The 16,926-nt window shown below is 52.2% G+C and carries 21 protein-coding genes and 1 tRNA gene; 13 read left to right on the forward strand and 9 right to left on the reverse strand.

From position 1 onward, the window contains the following. Positions 1-450 carry a hypothetical protein gene (locus tag SIB74_RS10945; protein WP_041375284.1) on the reverse strand — a complete coding sequence of 150 codons (450 nt, stop codon included), beginning with the start codon at positions 448-450 and terminating at the stop codon, positions 1-3. A 58-nt stretch (positions 451-508) separates the two neighbouring features. Here SIB74_RS10945 and SIB74_RS10950 point away from each other — a divergent pair, with 58 nt between their 5' ends. From SIB74_RS10950 to SIB74_RS10965, 4 genes are all read left to right on the forward strand, one after another. Continuing rightward, positions 509-766: a hypothetical protein gene (locus SIB74_RS10950; RefSeq protein WP_036914951.1), complete on the forward strand. Its 258-nt coding sequence runs from the start codon at positions 509-511 to the stop codon at positions 764-766. A 114-nt stretch (positions 767-880) separates the two neighbouring features. Then, positions 881-1,024: a hypothetical protein gene (locus SIB74_RS10955; RefSeq protein WP_156486157.1), complete on the forward strand. Its 144-nt coding sequence runs from the start codon at positions 881-883 to the stop codon at positions 1,022-1,024. A 622-nt stretch (positions 1,025-1,646) separates the two neighbouring features. Beyond that, positions 1,647-1,976 (forward strand): hypothetical protein, encoded by a 330-nt coding sequence (locus SIB74_RS10960; RefSeq protein WP_063396616.1) that lies wholly within the window; start codon positions 1,647-1,649, stop codon positions 1,974-1,976. Positions 1,977-2,111: 135 nt separating this feature from the next. Next, on the forward strand, positions 2,112-2,477 hold the full coding sequence (locus SIB74_RS10965; RefSeq protein ID WP_063396615.1) for a 2Fe-2S iron-sulfur cluster-binding protein: 366 nt from the start codon (positions 2,112-2,114) through the stop codon (positions 2,475-2,477). A gap of 104 nt (positions 2,478-2,581) precedes the next feature. Here the strand turns inward: SIB74_RS10965 and acsF are convergent, their stop codons facing one another. Next, positions 2,582-3,631: a magnesium-protoporphyrin IX monomethyl ester (oxidative) cyclase gene (gene acsF, locus SIB74_RS10970; RefSeq protein ID WP_011827489.1), complete on the reverse strand. Its 1,050-nt coding sequence runs from the start codon at positions 3,629-3,631 to the stop codon at positions 2,582-2,584. A 326-nt stretch (positions 3,632-3,957) separates the two neighbouring features. Here acsF and SIB74_RS10975 point away from each other — a divergent pair, with 326 nt between their 5' ends. From SIB74_RS10975 to SIB74_RS10990, 4 genes are all read left to right on the forward strand, one after another. Then, positions 3,958-4,263: an ArsR/SmtB family transcription factor gene (locus tag SIB74_RS10975; RefSeq protein ID WP_011131561.1), complete on the forward strand. Its 306-nt coding sequence runs from the start codon at positions 3,958-3,960 to the stop codon at positions 4,261-4,263. 332 nt (positions 4,264-4,595) lie between these two features. After that, a complete protein-coding gene (locus SIB74_RS10980; protein WP_063396614.1) occupies positions 4,596-4,934 on the forward strand; it encodes a pentapeptide repeat-containing protein in 339 nt (112 codons plus the stop codon). A gap of 192 nt (positions 4,935-5,126) precedes the next feature. Next, complete coding sequence (pdxH, locus tag SIB74_RS10985; protein ID WP_063396613.1) at positions 5,127-5,795, forward strand: pyridoxamine 5'-phosphate oxidase; 669 nt, start codon at positions 5,127-5,129, stop codon at positions 5,793-5,795. 159 nt (positions 5,796-5,954) lie between these two features. Continuing rightward, entirely contained in the window at positions 5,955-6,257 is a 303-nt protein-coding gene (locus tag SIB74_RS10990; RefSeq protein WP_063396612.1) for a hypothetical protein, read from the forward strand. 7 nt (positions 6,258-6,264) lie between these two features. On the opposite strand, the gene SIB74_RS10995 is transcribed toward SIB74_RS10990, so the two are convergent. Together SIB74_RS10995 and SIB74_RS11000 are read right to left on the reverse strand one after the other, a co-directional pair. Then, positions 6,265-7,041: a metal ABC transporter permease gene (locus SIB74_RS10995; protein WP_063396611.1), complete on the reverse strand. Its 777-nt coding sequence runs from the start codon at positions 7,039-7,041 to the stop codon at positions 6,265-6,267. Further along, a complete protein-coding gene (locus tag SIB74_RS11000; protein ID WP_063396950.1) occupies positions 7,034-7,711 on the reverse strand; it encodes a metal ABC transporter ATP-binding protein in 678 nt (225 codons plus the stop codon). The genes SIB74_RS10995 and SIB74_RS11000 overlap by 8 nt, the downstream gene beginning before the upstream one ends. A gap of 122 nt (positions 7,712-7,833) precedes the next feature. On the opposite strand from SIB74_RS11000, the gene SIB74_RS11005 reads away from it, so the two are divergent. Together SIB74_RS11005 and SIB74_RS11010 are read left to right on the forward strand one after the other, a co-directional pair. Continuing rightward, the gene (locus SIB74_RS11005) at positions 7,834-8,814 is read left to right on the forward strand and encodes a metal ABC transporter substrate-binding protein (RefSeq protein WP_063396610.1); all 981 of its coding nucleotides are present in this window, start codon (positions 7,834-7,836) and stop codon (positions 8,812-8,814) included. A gap of 53 nt (positions 8,815-8,867) precedes the next feature. After that, positions 8,868-10,022, forward strand: a complete 1,155-nt coding sequence (locus SIB74_RS11010) for a hypothetical protein (RefSeq protein WP_063396609.1) — start codon at positions 8,868-8,870, stop codon at positions 10,020-10,022. 15 nt (positions 10,023-10,037) lie between these two features. On the opposite strand, the gene SIB74_RS11015 is transcribed toward SIB74_RS11010, so the two are convergent. The 3 genes from SIB74_RS11015 to SIB74_RS11025 are packed head-to-tail and all read right to left on the reverse strand — an operon-like array spanning position 10,038 to position 12,980. After that, positions 10,038-11,360 carry a hypothetical protein gene (locus SIB74_RS11015; protein ID WP_063396608.1) on the reverse strand — a complete coding sequence of 441 codons (1,323 nt, stop codon included), beginning with the start codon at positions 11,358-11,360 and terminating at the stop codon, positions 10,038-10,040. Then, positions 11,357-12,010: a TIGR03943 family putative permease subunit gene (locus SIB74_RS11020; protein WP_063396607.1), complete on the reverse strand. Its 654-nt coding sequence runs from the start codon at positions 12,008-12,010 to the stop codon at positions 11,357-11,359. Before SIB74_RS11020 ends, SIB74_RS11015 begins: the two co-directional genes overlap by 4 nt. 13 nt (positions 12,011-12,023) lie before the next feature. Continuing rightward, positions 12,024-12,980, reverse strand: coding sequence for a permease (locus SIB74_RS11025; protein ID WP_063396606.1), 957 nt, complete (start codon positions 12,978-12,980; stop codon positions 12,024-12,026). A gap of 828 nt (positions 12,981-13,808) precedes the next feature. Between SIB74_RS11025 and SIB74_RS11030 the strand changes: the two genes are divergently transcribed. Beyond that, positions 13,809-14,213, forward strand: coding sequence for a transcriptional repressor (locus SIB74_RS11030; RefSeq protein ID WP_063396605.1), 405 nt, complete (start codon positions 13,809-13,811; stop codon positions 14,211-14,213). A gap of 179 nt (positions 14,214-14,392) precedes the next feature. On the opposite strand, the gene SIB74_RS11035 is transcribed toward SIB74_RS11030, so the two are convergent. Further along, positions 14,393-14,743, reverse strand: a complete 351-nt coding sequence (locus SIB74_RS11035; RefSeq protein ID WP_011827503.1) for a hypothetical protein — start codon at positions 14,741-14,743, stop codon at positions 14,393-14,395. Between the two features lie 688 nt (positions 14,744-15,431). Continuing rightward, positions 15,432-15,503 (reverse strand) — tRNA-Val (locus tag SIB74_RS11040). A gap of 56 nt (positions 15,504-15,559) precedes the next feature. On the opposite strand from SIB74_RS11040, the gene SIB74_RS11045 reads away from it, so the two are divergent. Next, on the forward strand, positions 15,560-16,051 hold the full coding sequence (locus SIB74_RS11045; RefSeq protein ID WP_063396604.1) for a metal-binding protein: 492 nt from the start codon (positions 15,560-15,562) through the stop codon (positions 16,049-16,051). Continuing rightward, the gene (gene mazG / locus SIB74_RS11050; RefSeq protein ID WP_082818512.1) at positions 16,005-16,919 is read left to right on the forward strand and encodes a nucleoside triphosphate pyrophosphohydrolase; all 915 of its coding nucleotides are present in this window, start codon (positions 16,005-16,007) and stop codon (positions 16,917-16,919) included. Before SIB74_RS11045 ends, mazG begins: the two co-directional genes overlap by 47 nt. Positions 16,920-16,926: the final 7 nt, after the last annotated feature.

Below are 16,926 nucleotides of genomic sequence, written 5' to 3' on the forward strand. Positions count from 1 at the left end.
TCACTGAGAAACTTTCCAAGGAATCGCCACCACTGCCTCCAGCTGTTGCCAGCGACTGCGGTCGGACTCAACCCTTTCCAGCAACCCCACCTGATCCAATGCCCTGGAAGCCTGCTGGGGTGTCACTACGGCCCCAGGGGCTATAGGCATCACCAGCACCTGGGGCTCAGCTGGATCAGCCATCAGCTGCAATTCGAGATCCTCCAAGGTTCGTTCGTAAAACAACCCGCGCAAGCGACCCGTCAACCTCGGCCCCAGAGCCTCGGCAAATAACTCAAGACTCTCGCGCTCTCCCGACAAACCACAGTTCAGGGCCATCCAGATCAGCAACTTGGCCCAACTATCCACCGTCCAGAGGGGCTGAAAGCTATCCCGGTGCTGCCGCACCAGCTCAGCCAAAGCAAAATCAACCAATTTGCCCTGAAATAAAATTGCTTGGGAATCGTCCATGGCAGACATCCTCTCCTCCAGCAGGCAGACTGATGAGGTGTCTAATCCGGCAGGGCCCATGACCCTGGATCTGAACGATCCCGAACTCGAATTTTCGAATTTGGTGGATGCCTACATCACGTGGGTATTGGCCGTGATCAATGATGAGAAGCTCGAATCTGAGGATCAGCTGCTCACTGATGACATCTCTGAAGATGCGCTCAATGCGATGCGCTTCCTTCCAGGAGACGTGACCAGCGCCATTGAAACCAGCCTGGCGCGCGTCTATGACGTTGATGCAGAAGAACTCGCCAATCTGCTTTTCCCAGAAGACTGAACTGGATCGCTGATCCCCTGAGCTGCTCATGAGCTGCCTAGGAAGCATTCATTAGATCTTCTTCACTGATCTAAGAGGCATGTTTCAGCGGGATGCCAGATCCCCCAAGCAGACATGGCACTTGCTGCCACCTCCATGGAGCTACTGATGAGATGGGCAAAGTTAATGCAACGAAGCTGGCAAGGTCAGCACGTTCGATCAGGACCATTCAGATATGGCAGCATCGGCTGGCTGAACACACTGGACGCACGAGCTTGAGAGCAAAGCGGATATCTCAGGAGAAGCGTTTCAAAAACCAGATCTGAAAACTTGAGCTCTAGGAATAGTTTTTCCAACAACTAATCAGGCCAAATCAAGACTGATCAAATGGCCTTCTCCCAGGCAATCGCAAGGATCGTTGGGAGGTGTTCGCTCAGTGATCACAGCTCATCTACAAAACTCAGAGCGATTTCCAAGATTGGCAAACCCGCCACAATCACCCACGTTTAGGCAAGAACTAAGACAACTCTTGTAAAAAGGAATAATGGCCCAACAACAAACCGCATCAATCCTCAATATTTTGAGCGAAAAAGTAGGCAGCGTGAAGACATTGCCTGGCGGTGCTGCTCTTAGCAAGTAGAGCTAACGGGATCGACTAACAAGCTGAAAATAGTGTGATTGATGGCTTCAGATTCCGTTCAATCGCCATATCACTGCAATCTTCTTGAAAAATCAGCCAAATAGAGCACACAACCAAACTAGAGAAGGCAAAGGCGAAAACCTATAAAATGATCAAAGCAACGCCCTACCATTGCCACTAAAGGCTCAGCTTCATCCTGCAAAGACAAAACAACTTGGCGTATAAGATTGATTTAAAGGATTTCTCTAAGCACTTTTCACCATGTCAGAGACCCAAGCTCTCTATGTACTGTTGGCCCCTACCGGCCAACTCACCGCCAATGGACAATTACGAGAAACCATTCGCGAACGCCGTAAGCGCAATGGCGACGATGTAGCTTTTTGGTATCTTTCTCCAGAACTGGTTCAGAAATTCAATCTGCCTGGCACAGGAGTGGAAGCAGTGGTTGCCAACGAACTCACAGCAATCAATTGGCTGAAAATGCGCTTCGGTGGTGAGAGTTGCAGCATTCAACTAGATGTTGATCAATTACATGAACATGCAAGTTCATTACCGCCGGCACCAACAAACAGGAATCTTAGTATTCAATAAATAATTGAACTGGCAGTTTATACGGGTGATCAATCAACACCAAGCTAACACTACAAACTCATCTGCTAGCGAAGCATTAAAAAAATACCTATCCTTACTACATTGAAAAAACACTTTCACATTCTTGCAACTCATATGACATCCCTTCACAAGATCACAATTCACCACCGCCAAGCAGGACGCACAATCACTTTTGATGTGCCAGATGGAGAATACATTCTGCGCTCTTTCGAGTCACGTGGAGAGCAGCTACCTTTTTCATGTAGAAATGGCTGTTGCACAACTTGTGCCGTAAGAATTTTATCCGGCGAGATGGATCAAACGGCTGGCATTGGCCTTTCAAAGGAAATGCGCGAAAAGGGGTATGGCTTGCTTTGTGTGGCCAAAGCTATAGGGTCACTAGAAGTTGAGACTCAGGATGAGGATGAGGTCTACGAAATGCAGTTCGGCAAAGATTTGGGTAGCATTAAATCTAAAGCAGGCAGCCCTTTTGATCTATAAACAAAGTCAAGCAACAAAACCTAGATAGACTACAAAAATATAATCAGTACTATCTGCTGAAGAAAACTCTCGAGATTTCATAAAGTCTCCTTCAGCAGGGTCCTTTATCCATAGCGAACTGCATTTGTTTTCTGCATTGGCAATGCAAATTGCCGAAGAATCAATGAAACAAACTTACTAAGAGCTACTGGCTTAGCCAAGCCAGAACTTTCTCTCCAATTACGGAATGCCTTCAAGATCTGCATACGCATCTCCAGGAATTTGCCATCATCGAAGTTGTAAACCCAAGGGAAGGCATTGCGAGAAGTGTTATTGGTTTGCACGATCACCTCCTCATCAAAAAGAACAGGGTCGATACCCAAAAGCCCGTAAAAATCACCCCGCTCGCAAACAGTGAGAGTGTGAGTAAGAAAAACACTCCAAAGGAAAAAGCGGCTGAGAAGCTTGCCTCGGAAGCCTTTGGTCATTCCTGGCCAGCAACGCATCATCAGATTGATGCAATCACCATGACGATTTTCGTCCTGACACCATGGCTCAAAAAAGTCAAATAAAGGGGCACATACCTTCTCAGGGTTGTCATTCAGATGACGGTTGATCAAGATATAACGCCAATAGCCAATCTTCTCCGAAAGATATAAAGAGTAGAGCACCCAGCTGAGCGGAAAAAATGTAGGCGCTCTTTTGTTTCCTAAATTTGGCAAATCAACATTGATCCCTTCTGCCTTTAATGCCCTGCCAAGAAAACCAGCATGACGAGCTTCATCTCTTGCTAAAAATGTAAAAAACTGCCCTAATTCCTGACGACCTGCTTTCTTGAATCTATTTGAGATCTCCTTAAAGAGTAAGAATCCAGAAAACTCAGAGACAACAGAGCGAACCAAATAGCTCTCATAAATAGCCTTGTCCTCAGGAGAGAGGTCAGCCAGGCGCTCTAGAGAAGCCTTGCGATCAAAATGTTTCAGGTTGTAGTCTGCTTCCATCTCTTTAAACATCGCCTCAAAATCTTTGCGGGCGATGTCCAGATCAGTCTTGGCCGCCTTATCGAATTCTGTGGTGTAAAAACGCGGAGTCAGGAGGTTGTCATCAAGGTGCGGCGGAAGCTCATTCCTCCCTCCTCCTCTCATGGCAGGGGCAGTAGCAGTAGTGGCCGTCATCACCTTGCTCTAACTGGCAAGTGATCATAAGGCCTTTGCTTTAAAAATCGCCCTTTTCCTTAGGCAATCGCAAAATACACCGAGTATCCAAATCACAAAACAGGAACACAAGCAGCCTCGATACAGCCAATCGCGCACAAGAACCCGCAAGATCTAGAGGCCTCAAGGCTGATAAGCAATCCTGTAACTACAAGCCCGCAGGGGCTTCGGCCCAGGCAACAATCCAAAAAAAAGGTCTAAGCCGATATAACGCTATAGTGTTAATATACCTTATCAAGTCTCAGCAGGTCACGCTAAGTTGATTCTGTTTTATACAAGTTATTGATATGGAGCTCCTCGCCGAGTACTTCAAAGTGTTCTCAGAGCCCAACCGCCTGGCAGTTCTTGAGGCACTCAGGAGCGGGCCTCTCAATGTAACGGCCGTTGTTGAAAAAACTGACCTAAGCCAGGCCCTGGTTTCGAAACACCTGAAGCTGCTTACCATCGCTGGCGTGGTGCATCGCCGCCCAGAAGGATCCCTCGTGTACTACGAGGTGATGGACAAGGCTGTGTTCAAACTGATTAGCCAGGCGCAAAAATTGATCATGACCGCCCGCCGCCAACAGCTCGACGAGCTCTCCTCCATCATCTGATCGAGGAGCTTCCTGCTCTGGGCCCACGAAAGCACGACCAATTAGAACAAGTCCTTGCTGATGGCACGCATTATTTCCCGGGCTGCAACTCAGTCAGGTGGATGGCCTTACCCTCAATCTCTCAAGCTGCGAACTGGCGAGCAACTGTTTCAAGACAGCCCGCTGCAGCCAAGCCCAACTGAGTCCTGCCAACGGACAGGGCTGCTGCTTTCAAGAAGCCTGACTATTAGGAAGGGGCAGATCTTTCCGGGCTCAAAGCTGAGCAATCGTTTTGGCACGCAGCCGATTTCTCAGTAACCCACATCCAGCAAACAAGCTTCAGCGATGCCGTGATGCATCGCTGCTGCCTAAGAGGCGTGATTACTGCCAACAGCACATGGCATACAGCCCGGCTAGTCGAGGCAGATTTCCGTTCAGGACTCGATCAACTCACTGACCTAGGCAAAGCAGATTTCAACAACGCAGGCCTTAGTTATGCCCTTCTGCAGAGAGCCAATCTGCACCGAGCCAACCTGCTGCGCTGCTGCCTCTACAGCACATCTTTCTGCGAGGCCGATCTATGCGAAGCGGACCTACGTGGATGCGATCTGAGAAACAGCAAGCTAGAAGGCGCCCTGCTGGAGGGAGCCCGCCTAGAGGAAGCCCTGCTACCCGAGGGAGTTAAGCCTTAAAACTCAACACCCATCCATTGATGAGCTCATTGCAAGGCGCTGATGAGGATCTTGATCAGTGCGGCAAATTCAGATCTTTCTAAACCGCGCTACTGGAAGGATTAGGACTCAGCAGTAATACACCCTGCTAAACAGATAGAACATAAAGCGGCGGGCCCAAGCGGCATTGGCTAAGGACCCTCTTAACCCCCCATGGGTGCACCCTCCCCTGATCAAGACATTGCAGCGCTTAGGCGGAATTACCAAAGAGCAAGCCTGCGCAGTGTCGACCTAGATGCCGATCCAGTGGAGCAATTCCGTCGCTGGCTTCAGCAAGCCATCGAAGCTGATCTGCAAGAGTCCACCGCCATGGTGCTCAGCACCTTTGATGGCAAGCGCCCCAGCAGCCGCACAGTGCTACTCAAAGCCTTTGACAAACGCGGATTTGTGTTCTTCACCAATTACGGCAGCCGAAAAGCCCAAGAAATTTCTGCACACCCCAATGTGAGCCTGCTATTTCCCTGGTATGACCTTGAGCGGCAAGTCGCAATCATGGGCCCTGCTGAGCGCATCAGCAGAGCGGAATCTCAGGCTTATTTCAGCTCCAGGCCCTTCGGGAGTCGTCTTGGGGTCTGGGTATCGCAGCAAAGCCAAGTGATCAGCTCGCGCCAGATCCTGGAAATGAAATGGCAAGAAATGAATCGTCGTTTCGCCAATGGTGAAGTACCCCTACCTGAGTTCTGGGGTGGCTTTCGGGTGGCTCCGATTGAATTCGAATTCTGGCAAGGACGCGAGAACCGACTGAACGATCGATTTCGCTACCGGCCCCAAAAAGACAGCAACCATGACCAAACATGGTGCATCGAGCGCTTGTCCCCATGAATTGATTGATCAAGATGAGCTTGAGCAGCAATGGCTTTCTGTCAGCTTGGATGAATTGGATGTCCGTCGTCTTTGATCGGTATGGAGTCCACCACCCCCAGCCATCAATGCATGATGCGGATGGCTCCCTAGCTAATCGATCGCCCACGCCGCGGCGGCGTGGGAAGCAGCCGTTATGCCTGCAAGTTACGGGAATCCATTCGTCAAGCAGCCAATGATCCAGAGCGCAAGCCTGTCTTAATCAGTGGTGAACCAGGCTTAGAAGAAAGACAACATCGCCAGACTGGGCATTTCGGCTCTGCCGATCGACGCCTTCTTTTGATGAGCTTCGATGCCAGCAACATAGGAGGCCAAGGCGTTGAACTTTTTGGCAGAGAAGGCTCTCATGCACTGTCTCTGCTCGATTGCCTAGGAGATGGCAGCTCAGAACAACTTTTGCCGTCAGTAGCGATGTCAATCTGAACCTTGGTCAACGGCGCCAAAAAAGCAACAACACCAGACAAAGCACCCCAATCAAAGGTCCCGGCGGCAGATCCAGCAAAATCGCCAGCATTAATCCGCCACTGCTGAGCAGCACACCAGTGCCAGCAGAGCGCAGCATCAAGACGCGCAGACTCTCGCTGCGATCAAGATTCACCAGCACAGGAGCGCAAAGCAGGGCAATCACAAGCACAACACCAACGGAAGTGATTGCGCTGATCACGACCAAAGCGGTGATCAGAATCGTGATGAAACGGATCTGCATGACCGGTCGTCGCGCCGCGATCGCTCCCTCCTGATCCAAACCGAGAAACACAAGATCCTGATAACGACTGAGCAACAGCAGCAGCAAGGCAGCGGCAGCGATCAGCGTCCGGATCACATCGCTACCGTTGCCAGCAAGCATGTCTCCAAAAAGAAGGGCTTCCAGATCGATTCGCGCTTGCAGCAGGGGCACCAGCAGCACCCCCAGGGCAGTGAAACCCGCCAGCACGGTGTTCATTGCGCCCTCCTCCCGGCCTTTGAAGCGATGGTTGAGCTGTTCTGCCAGCAACGCACCCAGCAGACCGCTCAGCAAACCACCGATTAGGGGATCCAGCTCGAATGCCAGCGCAAGCACCAGCCCTGGCAAGACCGAATGGGCCATCAGATTGGCTAAAAGGATGCGTCGCTGAGTAATCAGCAGAGCACCAGTCGTCGGGCAGATCACCCCAACCATCAGAGCCAGGATCAGTGGCGTTAGCCACCAAACGCCAAAGTCATCCACAGCAGTGACTGCCCATCATGCAAGTCATGTCGGTGAGGTTCTGGCGAACTTCGTCGGGTGTGCCACAGGCAAGGACCGTACCGTCGAGCACCACCACTCGGTCATAACTGTCGAGGGCACTGCCCCAATCATGGCTACTCACGAGTAGGGTTTGTCCCGATTCTGCTTGCTGGCGCATCACTGTGAGTAGGTGTTCACGCGTCGGCGGGTCGATGGCGCTGCAAGGTTCATCGAGCAGCAAGATGCTGGTCTGCTGCATCAGTGCCCGTGCCAGAAGCACCCGCTGCTGCTGGCCTCCTGACAGGCGGTCCAGCCGTCGAGCACCGAGCCCATTCAGCCCAACCTGATTGAGTAGCTGCTGCGCAGAAAGCTGCTGCCCTCGATTGCGCGTACGCAGTCTTCCCAACTCCACCATCTGCGTCACCGTGATCGGAAACGACCAGTCGATCGACGCCCGTTGTGGCATCAAAGCAATACTGCCGTTGCTTTCAATCGTGCCCTGATTCGCTCTAAGGCAACCCTGAATTAAATGAAGCAGGGTGGACTTACCAGCACCATTAGGACCGACGAGGGCTGTAAGCGTCCCAGGGTGAAGGTCGAGATCAACGCTCTTAATGGCAGGGCAGTTGTCGTAGTCATAGGAGACCCCTCGCACGCTGAGGCTTGGCATCGCCGAGGCAAGGCCAACATCCAACTGATGAAGACCTTGGTCCTGTCTTGGAACTGAAACAAGAGCGCTCACAGAACCCCGCCTGGCCATAAAAATGGGAATCATTCTCATTTTACAACATTTTGGCTGCAGCTCGCCGTATCACACCTTCAGCAATAAACGCTCTACTTGTTCTAGCCACAGTCTCTGCTACTCCAGTTGCTGCACAGGCAAGTCAGCCAACCGTGGTCGCCATTGATGGTGTGCTCTGTGATCTCACTCGCACCCTTGTGGCCTCAGATGCCAAGGTGGTTTGCCTGATTCAACCGGGTAGCGATCCCCACAACTACCGGCTCAAACCAAGCGACAGACAGGCTCTGAGCAGTGCAAGTTTGGTGTTGCACAACGGCTACAACCTCACCCCGAGTGCAAACAAAATCAGCGGCTCAGCCAAGGTGGTTGCCGTAGCGGAGAAAGCAATACCCACTACGGACCACCCAAACCACGACAACGGCCATGCGGAGCATGGTGCTCATGACCACGACGGCTTAGACCCCCATGTCTGGCACGATCCCGCCAACTCGGCCGCGATGGTGACCGTTATTGCTGAGCGTCTCGCTCCTGTCCTGCCTGCAACGCAACAGTCTGCATTGACTGCTCGGGCCGCAGAAGCGATCAACGTCCTCAATCGCGTTGGTGATTGGGGAGGCAACCAGTTCGCCACGATTCCTGAGAATCAGCGCGTTCTCGTGAGTGAACACAAAGCTTATAGCTACCTCACGAATCGATATGGGCTACGACAAATCACCATGCTCGATTCCTTTACCACCGGAGGCGTTTTGCGCCCCTCTAGCCTTCGAACGATCACAGCTGAAGTGCAAGGCTCCGGCGCCCAAACCCTTTTTCCTGAATCTCTACCTGTCAGCAAGACCCTGCGCCGCATCAGCCGCAGCACTGGTCTGCCTGTGAATGGCACCCCTCTGTTCGCCGATGGCCTCGCTCCCGATCGCTCCACAGTTGGCACGGCAACGCTAAACATTTGCACTGTGGTCCAAGGCCAAGGAGGCCAGTGTGATCAGGCCGCTGCCGATGAACTGATGGCGCGTTGGTCCGCGATTCGTTGAACAATCAATTTCACCTTTGTTGAATCCCTTTCAATTCATTCCTACACAAACCAATGTCTCATCGTCTCTTCAATCGGCCCAAGTTTTTACTTCTAGCGCTCCTACTTGCTCCAGCAACGCTTGATTCCACCCTCTGCCGCCCCAGTGTTGCAGGTGGCAACCATGGCGGCGGTGGCGCAGAAGCTCTAGAGGCAGGTGAATTTCGTACATCACCCGTTATCACCATCGAAGGTCATGGAGGGTTCGAAACCAACCTCGAGGGCAGCCCTGAGCACTACGCCATCGATGGTTTGTTTGGCTTAGTGATGGAGTGGGGTCTTGGCAATAACGGTAGCTTCGCGATTGAAGCCGCCATTGGTCCAGCCCTGGTGTGGGGTGAAGCGGAACACTTTTACGGCAAGGTTCATGTCGATGAGCATGACGAAGAGACGGATAGCCATAGCGACGATGAGCATGACGACGACCATGACGACGACCATGACGACGACCATGACGATGACCATGCCGAGCATGATGAGCATGACGACGATGACCATGCCGAGCATGACGACGACGACCATGCCGAGCATGATGACGACGACGACGACGACGACGATCATGATGATGACGATGACCATGCTGGCCATGACGACCATGCTGGCCATGGGGCCCATGACACCGACTACAAACGCTCCGATGTCCGCGGTTTCCTACAGGCGCGCTATTCCCCTAACGATCGGCTGAGCCTCTCGGTTTCCTGGAATCCCTACTACGTCACCAAGGATCAAGGCGAAGACATTAAGGGTCTGAAGAATGAACTAGGCGCGAAATTGGTTTGGGCACTGGGTGATGGAGATGTCAATTTTGCTCTCGGCGATCGCCTCGAAGACCTGATCGATGGCGTTTATCTCTCTATCGAGCATCGGCAGGGATGGGAATCGGATGGCACATGGATGGGCAACTACACCGATCCCCGAGTTGGAGTCGGTTTCAATTTCGACCTGTTGAATATCAGCCTCAACGCTGGACCACGCTTCTACGTACCGGGCAGCTACTCCGGACTAGAACAGCGCACCGATTTCGCAGGCGAACTGGAAGTTGCATATCCAGTGGGCAACAACACTGTTCTGTTCGCCCACTGGCAGCCCACCTACAGTTCAGAAGGAGGCTCAGGCTGGGGTAAAGGCTGGCAGCACCATGTCGGCACCGGCGTCACATTCAGCTTCTAAGCAAACAGCGATAGATCACCCTGCGGACAACCAAAGTGCCTCCTTAATTCGTATTGGCAATACCTTGAGCCATTCAAGCGTGGTGGCATCCATCAGAGCCGCTCGACCTGCGTCCAATCCTGGCTTGGTGACAGTCATCAACAACTGTTCGCCCACAGGGTCAAACTGCAGCATTGAACGTGGCTTAAAAGTCCATGGTGCTAGTTGGCGGCGGCCCAGTACCAAGCCGTCGCCATCCAGCAGAACAAGCTCATGTTGCATGCGGCGATCCTGCCTGCGACCAAGAACCGCCCAAACACGTTCGCCCCTGTTATCACAGCTCAAGGCCAGCACTGACTCTTCGCCAAGCCAGAGCTGCTTAGGGGGCAATCCTGGAATCACCAACTCGATTGAACGGCGATAGTCCGGCCAATGGCGGATGAGCACTGCCCTTCCCGTGGCTTGGCAGAAATCTCCGAGATCCCTTGCCCCGGGGAGGAGTTGGGGGGTCTTGTAGTTTTCAATCAATGGACGCAGTGTCAGCCCGTTGAAGGTGGGCACAACTGCTCCACCACCGGCCGGCAGCAGCTGGATCGGACCGGAGGCTTTGATCTCAAGGGTTCTTCTCTGGCCATCCGCTTTGATCAGTTCAGTGCGTCCACTTCCTGGAGAGAATCCTCCTGTTTGCGCAAGCAGGTCACCGTTCAGGTTGCTGCTGAGATCAGCAAAAAGATATTGCCCTGGCACTAATGGCATCAATTTCCCTGCCTTTGGAGCAGCGAGCTGATCGCGATGAGCCGTGATATTGCGTGGCAACAAAGGCAGCAAAAAGAGTCGTTGCTTCCAGTCCTTATCCTTTTCGATCAAGGCGGCTCCCTTGCCATTGCCAAGGGGAACAACGCTTTTGATCTCATTCAACGTGGGGCTCAGGGGTATCCAACGCCCATCGCGTCTCTGCAGTTGCAGTTGGTCTCCGCCATCCACCGGGCGATTCACTAACAGCCAGGGTCTCGGATCCCACCACCAGTGTTGGGGGGGTAGAGCCTGGGCTCGATGATCCTGTCCAGCAACCGTCAGCTGAATTGAAGCCTTGATGCTCTGATTGGCATCAATCAACAAACGCAGAAGATTGTCCTCCCCCTGCCAACGGTGAGGGAGGTCCGGTTGTAGTTGACTATCTGCCGCCACGCTCCCCAGTTGCATCGGCCGACTGAAGCGAAGGTCCAGGGCAGCACTACCTGATTGGAGGGGCTGCGGTGTGCGTGACAGCAATCGGGGTGGACGGCTCAGCAGCAGTTGCTGTTGCGCCAGCACGAGAGCCGCGAAGCTTGTTAGCAGCAGCCACATCTTTTGCTTCATGGTTCCAGCGGTCGTTCCGGCCTTTGAATCGGGGTGATTGTCTCGGGAACCACAACGGCGACTCTCTGGCCCTGACGTGTCTCCACCTTCATATGCCCTTCAATCTTGAGCCACTGATTGACCTTGGGTTTAGCGTCCACTGGCCAGGACACCGGTAGCCCTGCAGGGGTGGCGTCCGCCAGACAGCAGCGCACCGTAAGGCGTGCGATCTGGGCTGGCTGATCGCCTCTCTTGAGCACAAATCCACTGATTTTGACAGGATTGCCATCCACCAGATCCGGGTCAGGCTGGCTGCGCAATAGCCTTACCCAGTCCGTAAGCGTGCGCTGTTGAGGCGGCAGCACGAAAGCCAGATCCGGCGGTTCAAGTAGGCCTTGCGGGCGCGAGGCTGCCAAGTCGCTGAAGGAAGGTTGCGGGGGCACGACTAACACAAGTACTGCCATCCCAGCACTGGCCAGCCAGGGCCATGAGACTGATTCTTTCCGCTTGCGGCTTTTCAGCCCCACCATCACACCCGCAATCAGCAGCGCCACTCCTGAAGCACTGACAAGTTTGTGGAAGCCACCAGCGAGAAGGAGATCGAGGCGACCTGAATGAACACTCCAGACCACCATCCATCCCCACAGCTGCAGAAGCAGGGCACGCATCATTGTTTTGTCCTGTTCAAAGTTGCCATAAATTGACCCACTGGCCGATTAGCAGCACGCCTAGACAGGCCACGATGGCTGTCATGCCAATTGCTTTTGGCCTGAGTAACACCGTGAACAGACCTGCAAGTTTCAGATCCACAACCGGACCCAGTAACAGGAACGCCAGCAGGGCTCCAGGTGTCACCTGGGCAGCGAATCCAAGGGCCAGAAAGGCATCCACGCTTGAGCACACCGAGACCACGATCGCCAGCAGCATTAACGCCACAATCGAGAGTGTCGGCGCGCTGCCTACCGCCAAGAGCCAACTACGTGGCAACCAGGTCTGCACAAGGGCGGCGATCACACAACCGAGCACGAGCAGAGCAAGCAAGTCAAGAAATTCCCGGCTGCTTTGTTCCAGCACCTCACTGAGTTGAGGTCGCTCAATTCTCGTTGGTTGTGGATCGGGTCGCGCGGCTCCGATCAACCCAGCGCCTCTTTCTAATAGACCGATACTGCTCAAGGGCTGGCTAAGACGCCGTTCTGCCAATAGGGACGATTCAATCAGCTGCGCTTCTGGGAGCTGCACCAAAAAAGCACTCAGTAACAGAGCAATTAGAAAGGCTCCGAGTGGTCTAGCAATCAGCAACCAAGACTGATCAGGGAAAGCGGCCCAGGTACTGGCGAGAACGATCGGATTCAGGACTGGCGCTGCAAACAAAAAGCCGAAGGCTGTGCCCAGAGGAGCACCGCTGGCCAGTAAGCGGCGGGCGACAGGCACATTGCCGCATTCACAAGCAGGTAGGGCAAAACCCATTAAGGCACCCGTGATCGGCGCTAGCAGTGGATGCCGGGGGAGACGTCCGATCCAGGCCCCCTGGGGTACAAGCCAGCGGGCCAGGCCAGCAATGGTGACACCCAGCAACAGGAAGGGAATCGCTTCAAGCAAAAGGCCCTGAAATATCGCCCAGGCTGTGGCGAGCCTATCCATCTAGCTCAACTGTGCATGTGGCTGATTCTGCAGCAATGGAAATCTTTTGCAGAATTTTTCATGATATTGGATGGGTCAGGTTGAAAACTTATGCCCAGCGATCGCTGCTAATCATGTAATGATATGAGCATCCAAAGCAACCTTAAAAACTACTTATAAGCTACAGGCAGCGGCTGACTCGCGTTGAGCATCAGGCGAAGCTAATTGCGCTTGTGAGTTCAAAAGCTTGGCGACTGTTCTTCTGCTTGATTCTCATACGAAGCCCTGCCAAAGCCAGTGCCAGAACTCCAATCAAGACGCTTCCAGATCCTATTGTCATGAAAAAAAAGAATTTCCCTGGCCTGAAAAACATTGTCTGCTCTGATTAATCAATGACAGTTTGAATAGTCACGCGCTTGTTTTCACCTCCAGCCCTTGAAGAATGCTGGCTTAATTAGCGATCGACGCAAGGCCACTGGAGTTGCTAACACTTGAGAACAAAGAGCTTACAAATCTTGCAGGGCTGGCTTAATTTTCAGTAAAAAAATAAAAATTAGCCATTGATTGTGAATCATCGCGATGAATAACACATCAGTGAGTCAATTGCTGAAACTGAATCACAAACCAAAGCTCTGACGAATGTCATTTCGAAATGAGGCAAAGAGTTTGTCAATCAAAGAATCTATATTCTCTTGAGATCAGCTCAAACATCTCCTTTTTTGCATGAAATTGAATTCGTGCAATGGTCTTGCTCGTTGATTGTCTAGAATCATTTATGCAAAAAATTTGTCAAAAGCAATCCTCTTGCCAGCTCCTCTGAGCTAAAAGAGCAAGTGAACGAGCTCATCCATGCCTGTCGATCAACGTCAGCCCACACTGCGGCAGAACCAACTTTTGAAAGAACTACGTGGCTGTTGCGATGAAATGAGCGGTCAGCAGCTTTATCGCGCCTTGCAAGACAGCCCCTATGCCATGGGACTTGCGACCGTATACAGAAACTTGCGCCAGCTTCAACAACTAGGACTGGTGAGATGCCGACACCTACCTACAGGTGAAGCCCTCTATGCGCCAGTGGAAAGGGACCTTCATCACCTCACATGCGTGGACTGCGGCAAAACGCTGCCGATCGAGCATTGCCCTTTGCACAACCTCAACATCCCGCAAGAACAAAGTCATAATTTTCAGCTGATCTTTCACACACTTGAGTTCTTTGGTCACTGTGAGAGCTGCCAAAAGGATCAAAGCCTGACCTGAAATCTCACTGAAGAAACGCTTATGTGGCGGCCCAACCTCCTGCAAAGCTCATACGTCAAAGCAATAAAAATGATCAACAAGAAAAGCTATCACCAGCAAATCAAATCACAGTTGAACAATTTAGTCATGCCGAGATTCACATAGCATGTTAAATAAGCCGGAGCACTTACTACAAATAACTACCGTTCTTTTTCTATAAAACGAAAACCTCCACCACAAGCAGATGCTTCAGCTCCCTCAGGCACACTAATCAAGAAACCGCCACCACTCAAATCTCCATAATAATTGAGGGTGAGACCCGAAAGTAAATGGAACTGGCCCACCGGTGCAAAAAGAGTGATGCCATCGGCTCGAGCGAGAGGCACACCACCACATTCACCAGGCTGGAGTCGTATGTAAAGCCAACCCTCATCAAAGGTGGCCTTAATCAAATCAAGGTGCATCAATCCTGGCTTGCCAGCCAAAGCAGCCTGTCGAACCAGCTCAGCTGCGGCGGTTGGCGTAATGCCTAGGCGCGGACCATTTTCCATCTCAAAGAATTAACCATGCATCACTATTGCATCCCTAGCGAAATTTTTCATTCTCAAGAAATCAAGCTCTGCCGCGGACCCTTTCAGGCCTAGGACTTGGGAATCCTGCCTTGATCATGCGGGTCAGCCTTCATGGGTCTGAAGGGAGTTGTGATCAGAAGCTCGCCTCATGCTGAATTGATGAGGATCATGATGAAGTCCTGCCTGAATCGGGAGAGCAGGCAGAGAGCTCTAAACAGTGTAAGCAGATTGATTTGAGAGAATGGCTGAACTGGGGCAATATTTATATTGCTACTCAATTGAAACATAGGCGGCCTGCCAACAACTCCTCTCGACCTGGCTCAGGAAAGATTGGAGCATTACTTTGTTGCCCTAATCACGACTCATCATCAAGCAATATGCTTTGTAAAGACCGTAAGCCGATTAGCACATTAAAAGCATGCTCAATTACAGATTTCCGTGCGCGAAGGCTTCACTCATAGCCTCACAAGTGAAATGCAAAACATTCATAATTAAAGATGCAATAAAACATTCTTCAGGTGCATCTCTTGACACAAACCAAGGTGCAGAATTCAGCTTATTGGCCTGCCAATACCATCAGTTAGCAATCGCATTTAAGGCTCATTGAATTGAGTGAACAGCTTTTTATGAGTTTTAGGCAAACCAAAAATTCATTGAGGCCAATGAATGGGCGATGCTGGGTTCGAACCAGCGACATCCTGCTTGTAAGGCAGGCGCTCTACCGCTGAGCTAATCGCCCCTAGAGACAATTGTGCCTCAAGAGGTCAGGGTGGACTTGATCACCATAGAAGAGACATGGCCTCAGGCGAAGACCACGACAAAGCCACCTGCTTCTGGAGCCTTCCATTTGGCTTCGCTCTGAGCTTTGTGATGGGTTTGCCTAGTGGTCTGATGGGTGGGCTCGCCTTTGTAGTCGGCGGACTGTGGCTTTCGCCAGACCTCGACACTGACTCAAAACCATTGAAGCGCTGGGGGGTCTTGCAAGGACTTTGGTGGCCCTACCGCAAACTGATTCCCCATCGCTCCCTCTTCTCCCACGGCCCACTGATCGGTACCGGTCTAAGGCTCGCCTACCTGATGAGTTGGACTGGCCTACTAATGATGCTCTTGCAGCCGCTGGGTTGTCCTGCACCGCTCAGCCTTGCCAAAGCATTGAATGAGCAGCTGCGGCTTAATCCCCAACCAATCCTGTCACTGCTGCTCGGGCTGGAAGCCAGCGTTTGGCTACACCTCATTCTCGATGGCGATCCCCTCCCCGCCGAATGGCATCGCTGGCGTCATCGATGAGAAGGTAGGCCAATACAAACCAATGGCCATGGACGCCGAACAGCATCTGGCTCCCACAGAAGCCATCGCGGAGCTGGTCAACATCGTGGCCCAGCTCAGGGATCCAAAGGGAGGTTGCCCATGGGATCTGGAGCAGACCCACACCTCCTTGATTCCATGCATGTTGGAAGAAGCCCACGAAGTGGCCGACGCCATCCGCAACGACGATGACAACCACCTCAGCGAAGAACTAGGGGACCTTCTGCTGCAGGTCGTTCTACATGCTCAGATCGCTAACGAAGAAGGACGCTTCAATCTTGAAGACATCGCCCGAGGCATCAGCGCAAAGCTGATTCGCCGTCACCCGCATGTGTTCGCAGAGGCAGTCGCAATCGACAGCGAAGCAGTTCGGCAAAGTTGGGAATCGATCAAAGCGAGCGAGCAACCCAGCTCAGCCTCTAAAAGTCCGCTAAGCGATCGTCTACGTAGCAAGGTCAGAGGTCAGCCAGCTCTGGCTGGAGCGATGGCCATCTCCAAAAAGGTCGCGAACGTTGGCTTCGAGTGGAACACCATCGATGGAGTATGGGGAAAAGTGCAAGAAGAGTTCGAGGAACTCAAAGAGGCGGTAGAGCATGAAGACCAAGCCCATGCACAAACAGAACTTGGTGATGTGCTCTTCACTCTTGTGAATGTTGCTCGCTGGTGCGGCCTAAACCCAGAAGAAGGCCTTGCAGGTACAAACCAACGCTTTCTTGATCGCTTTTCTCGCGTTGAAGCAGCACTCGAGGGCCAGCTAAGCGGCCAATCACTGACGGAACTAGAACAACTTTGGCAAGAAGCCAAAGCAGCAATTCGAGAAGAGGCTGACGACAAAAAGATATCGAATTAACACACAT

It is taken from the genome of Prochlorococcus sp. MIT 1306 (assembly GCF_047304515.1).
GTDB lineage: Bacteria > Cyanobacteriota > Cyanobacteriia > PCC-6307 > Cyanobiaceae > Prochlorococcus > Prochlorococcus marinus_D.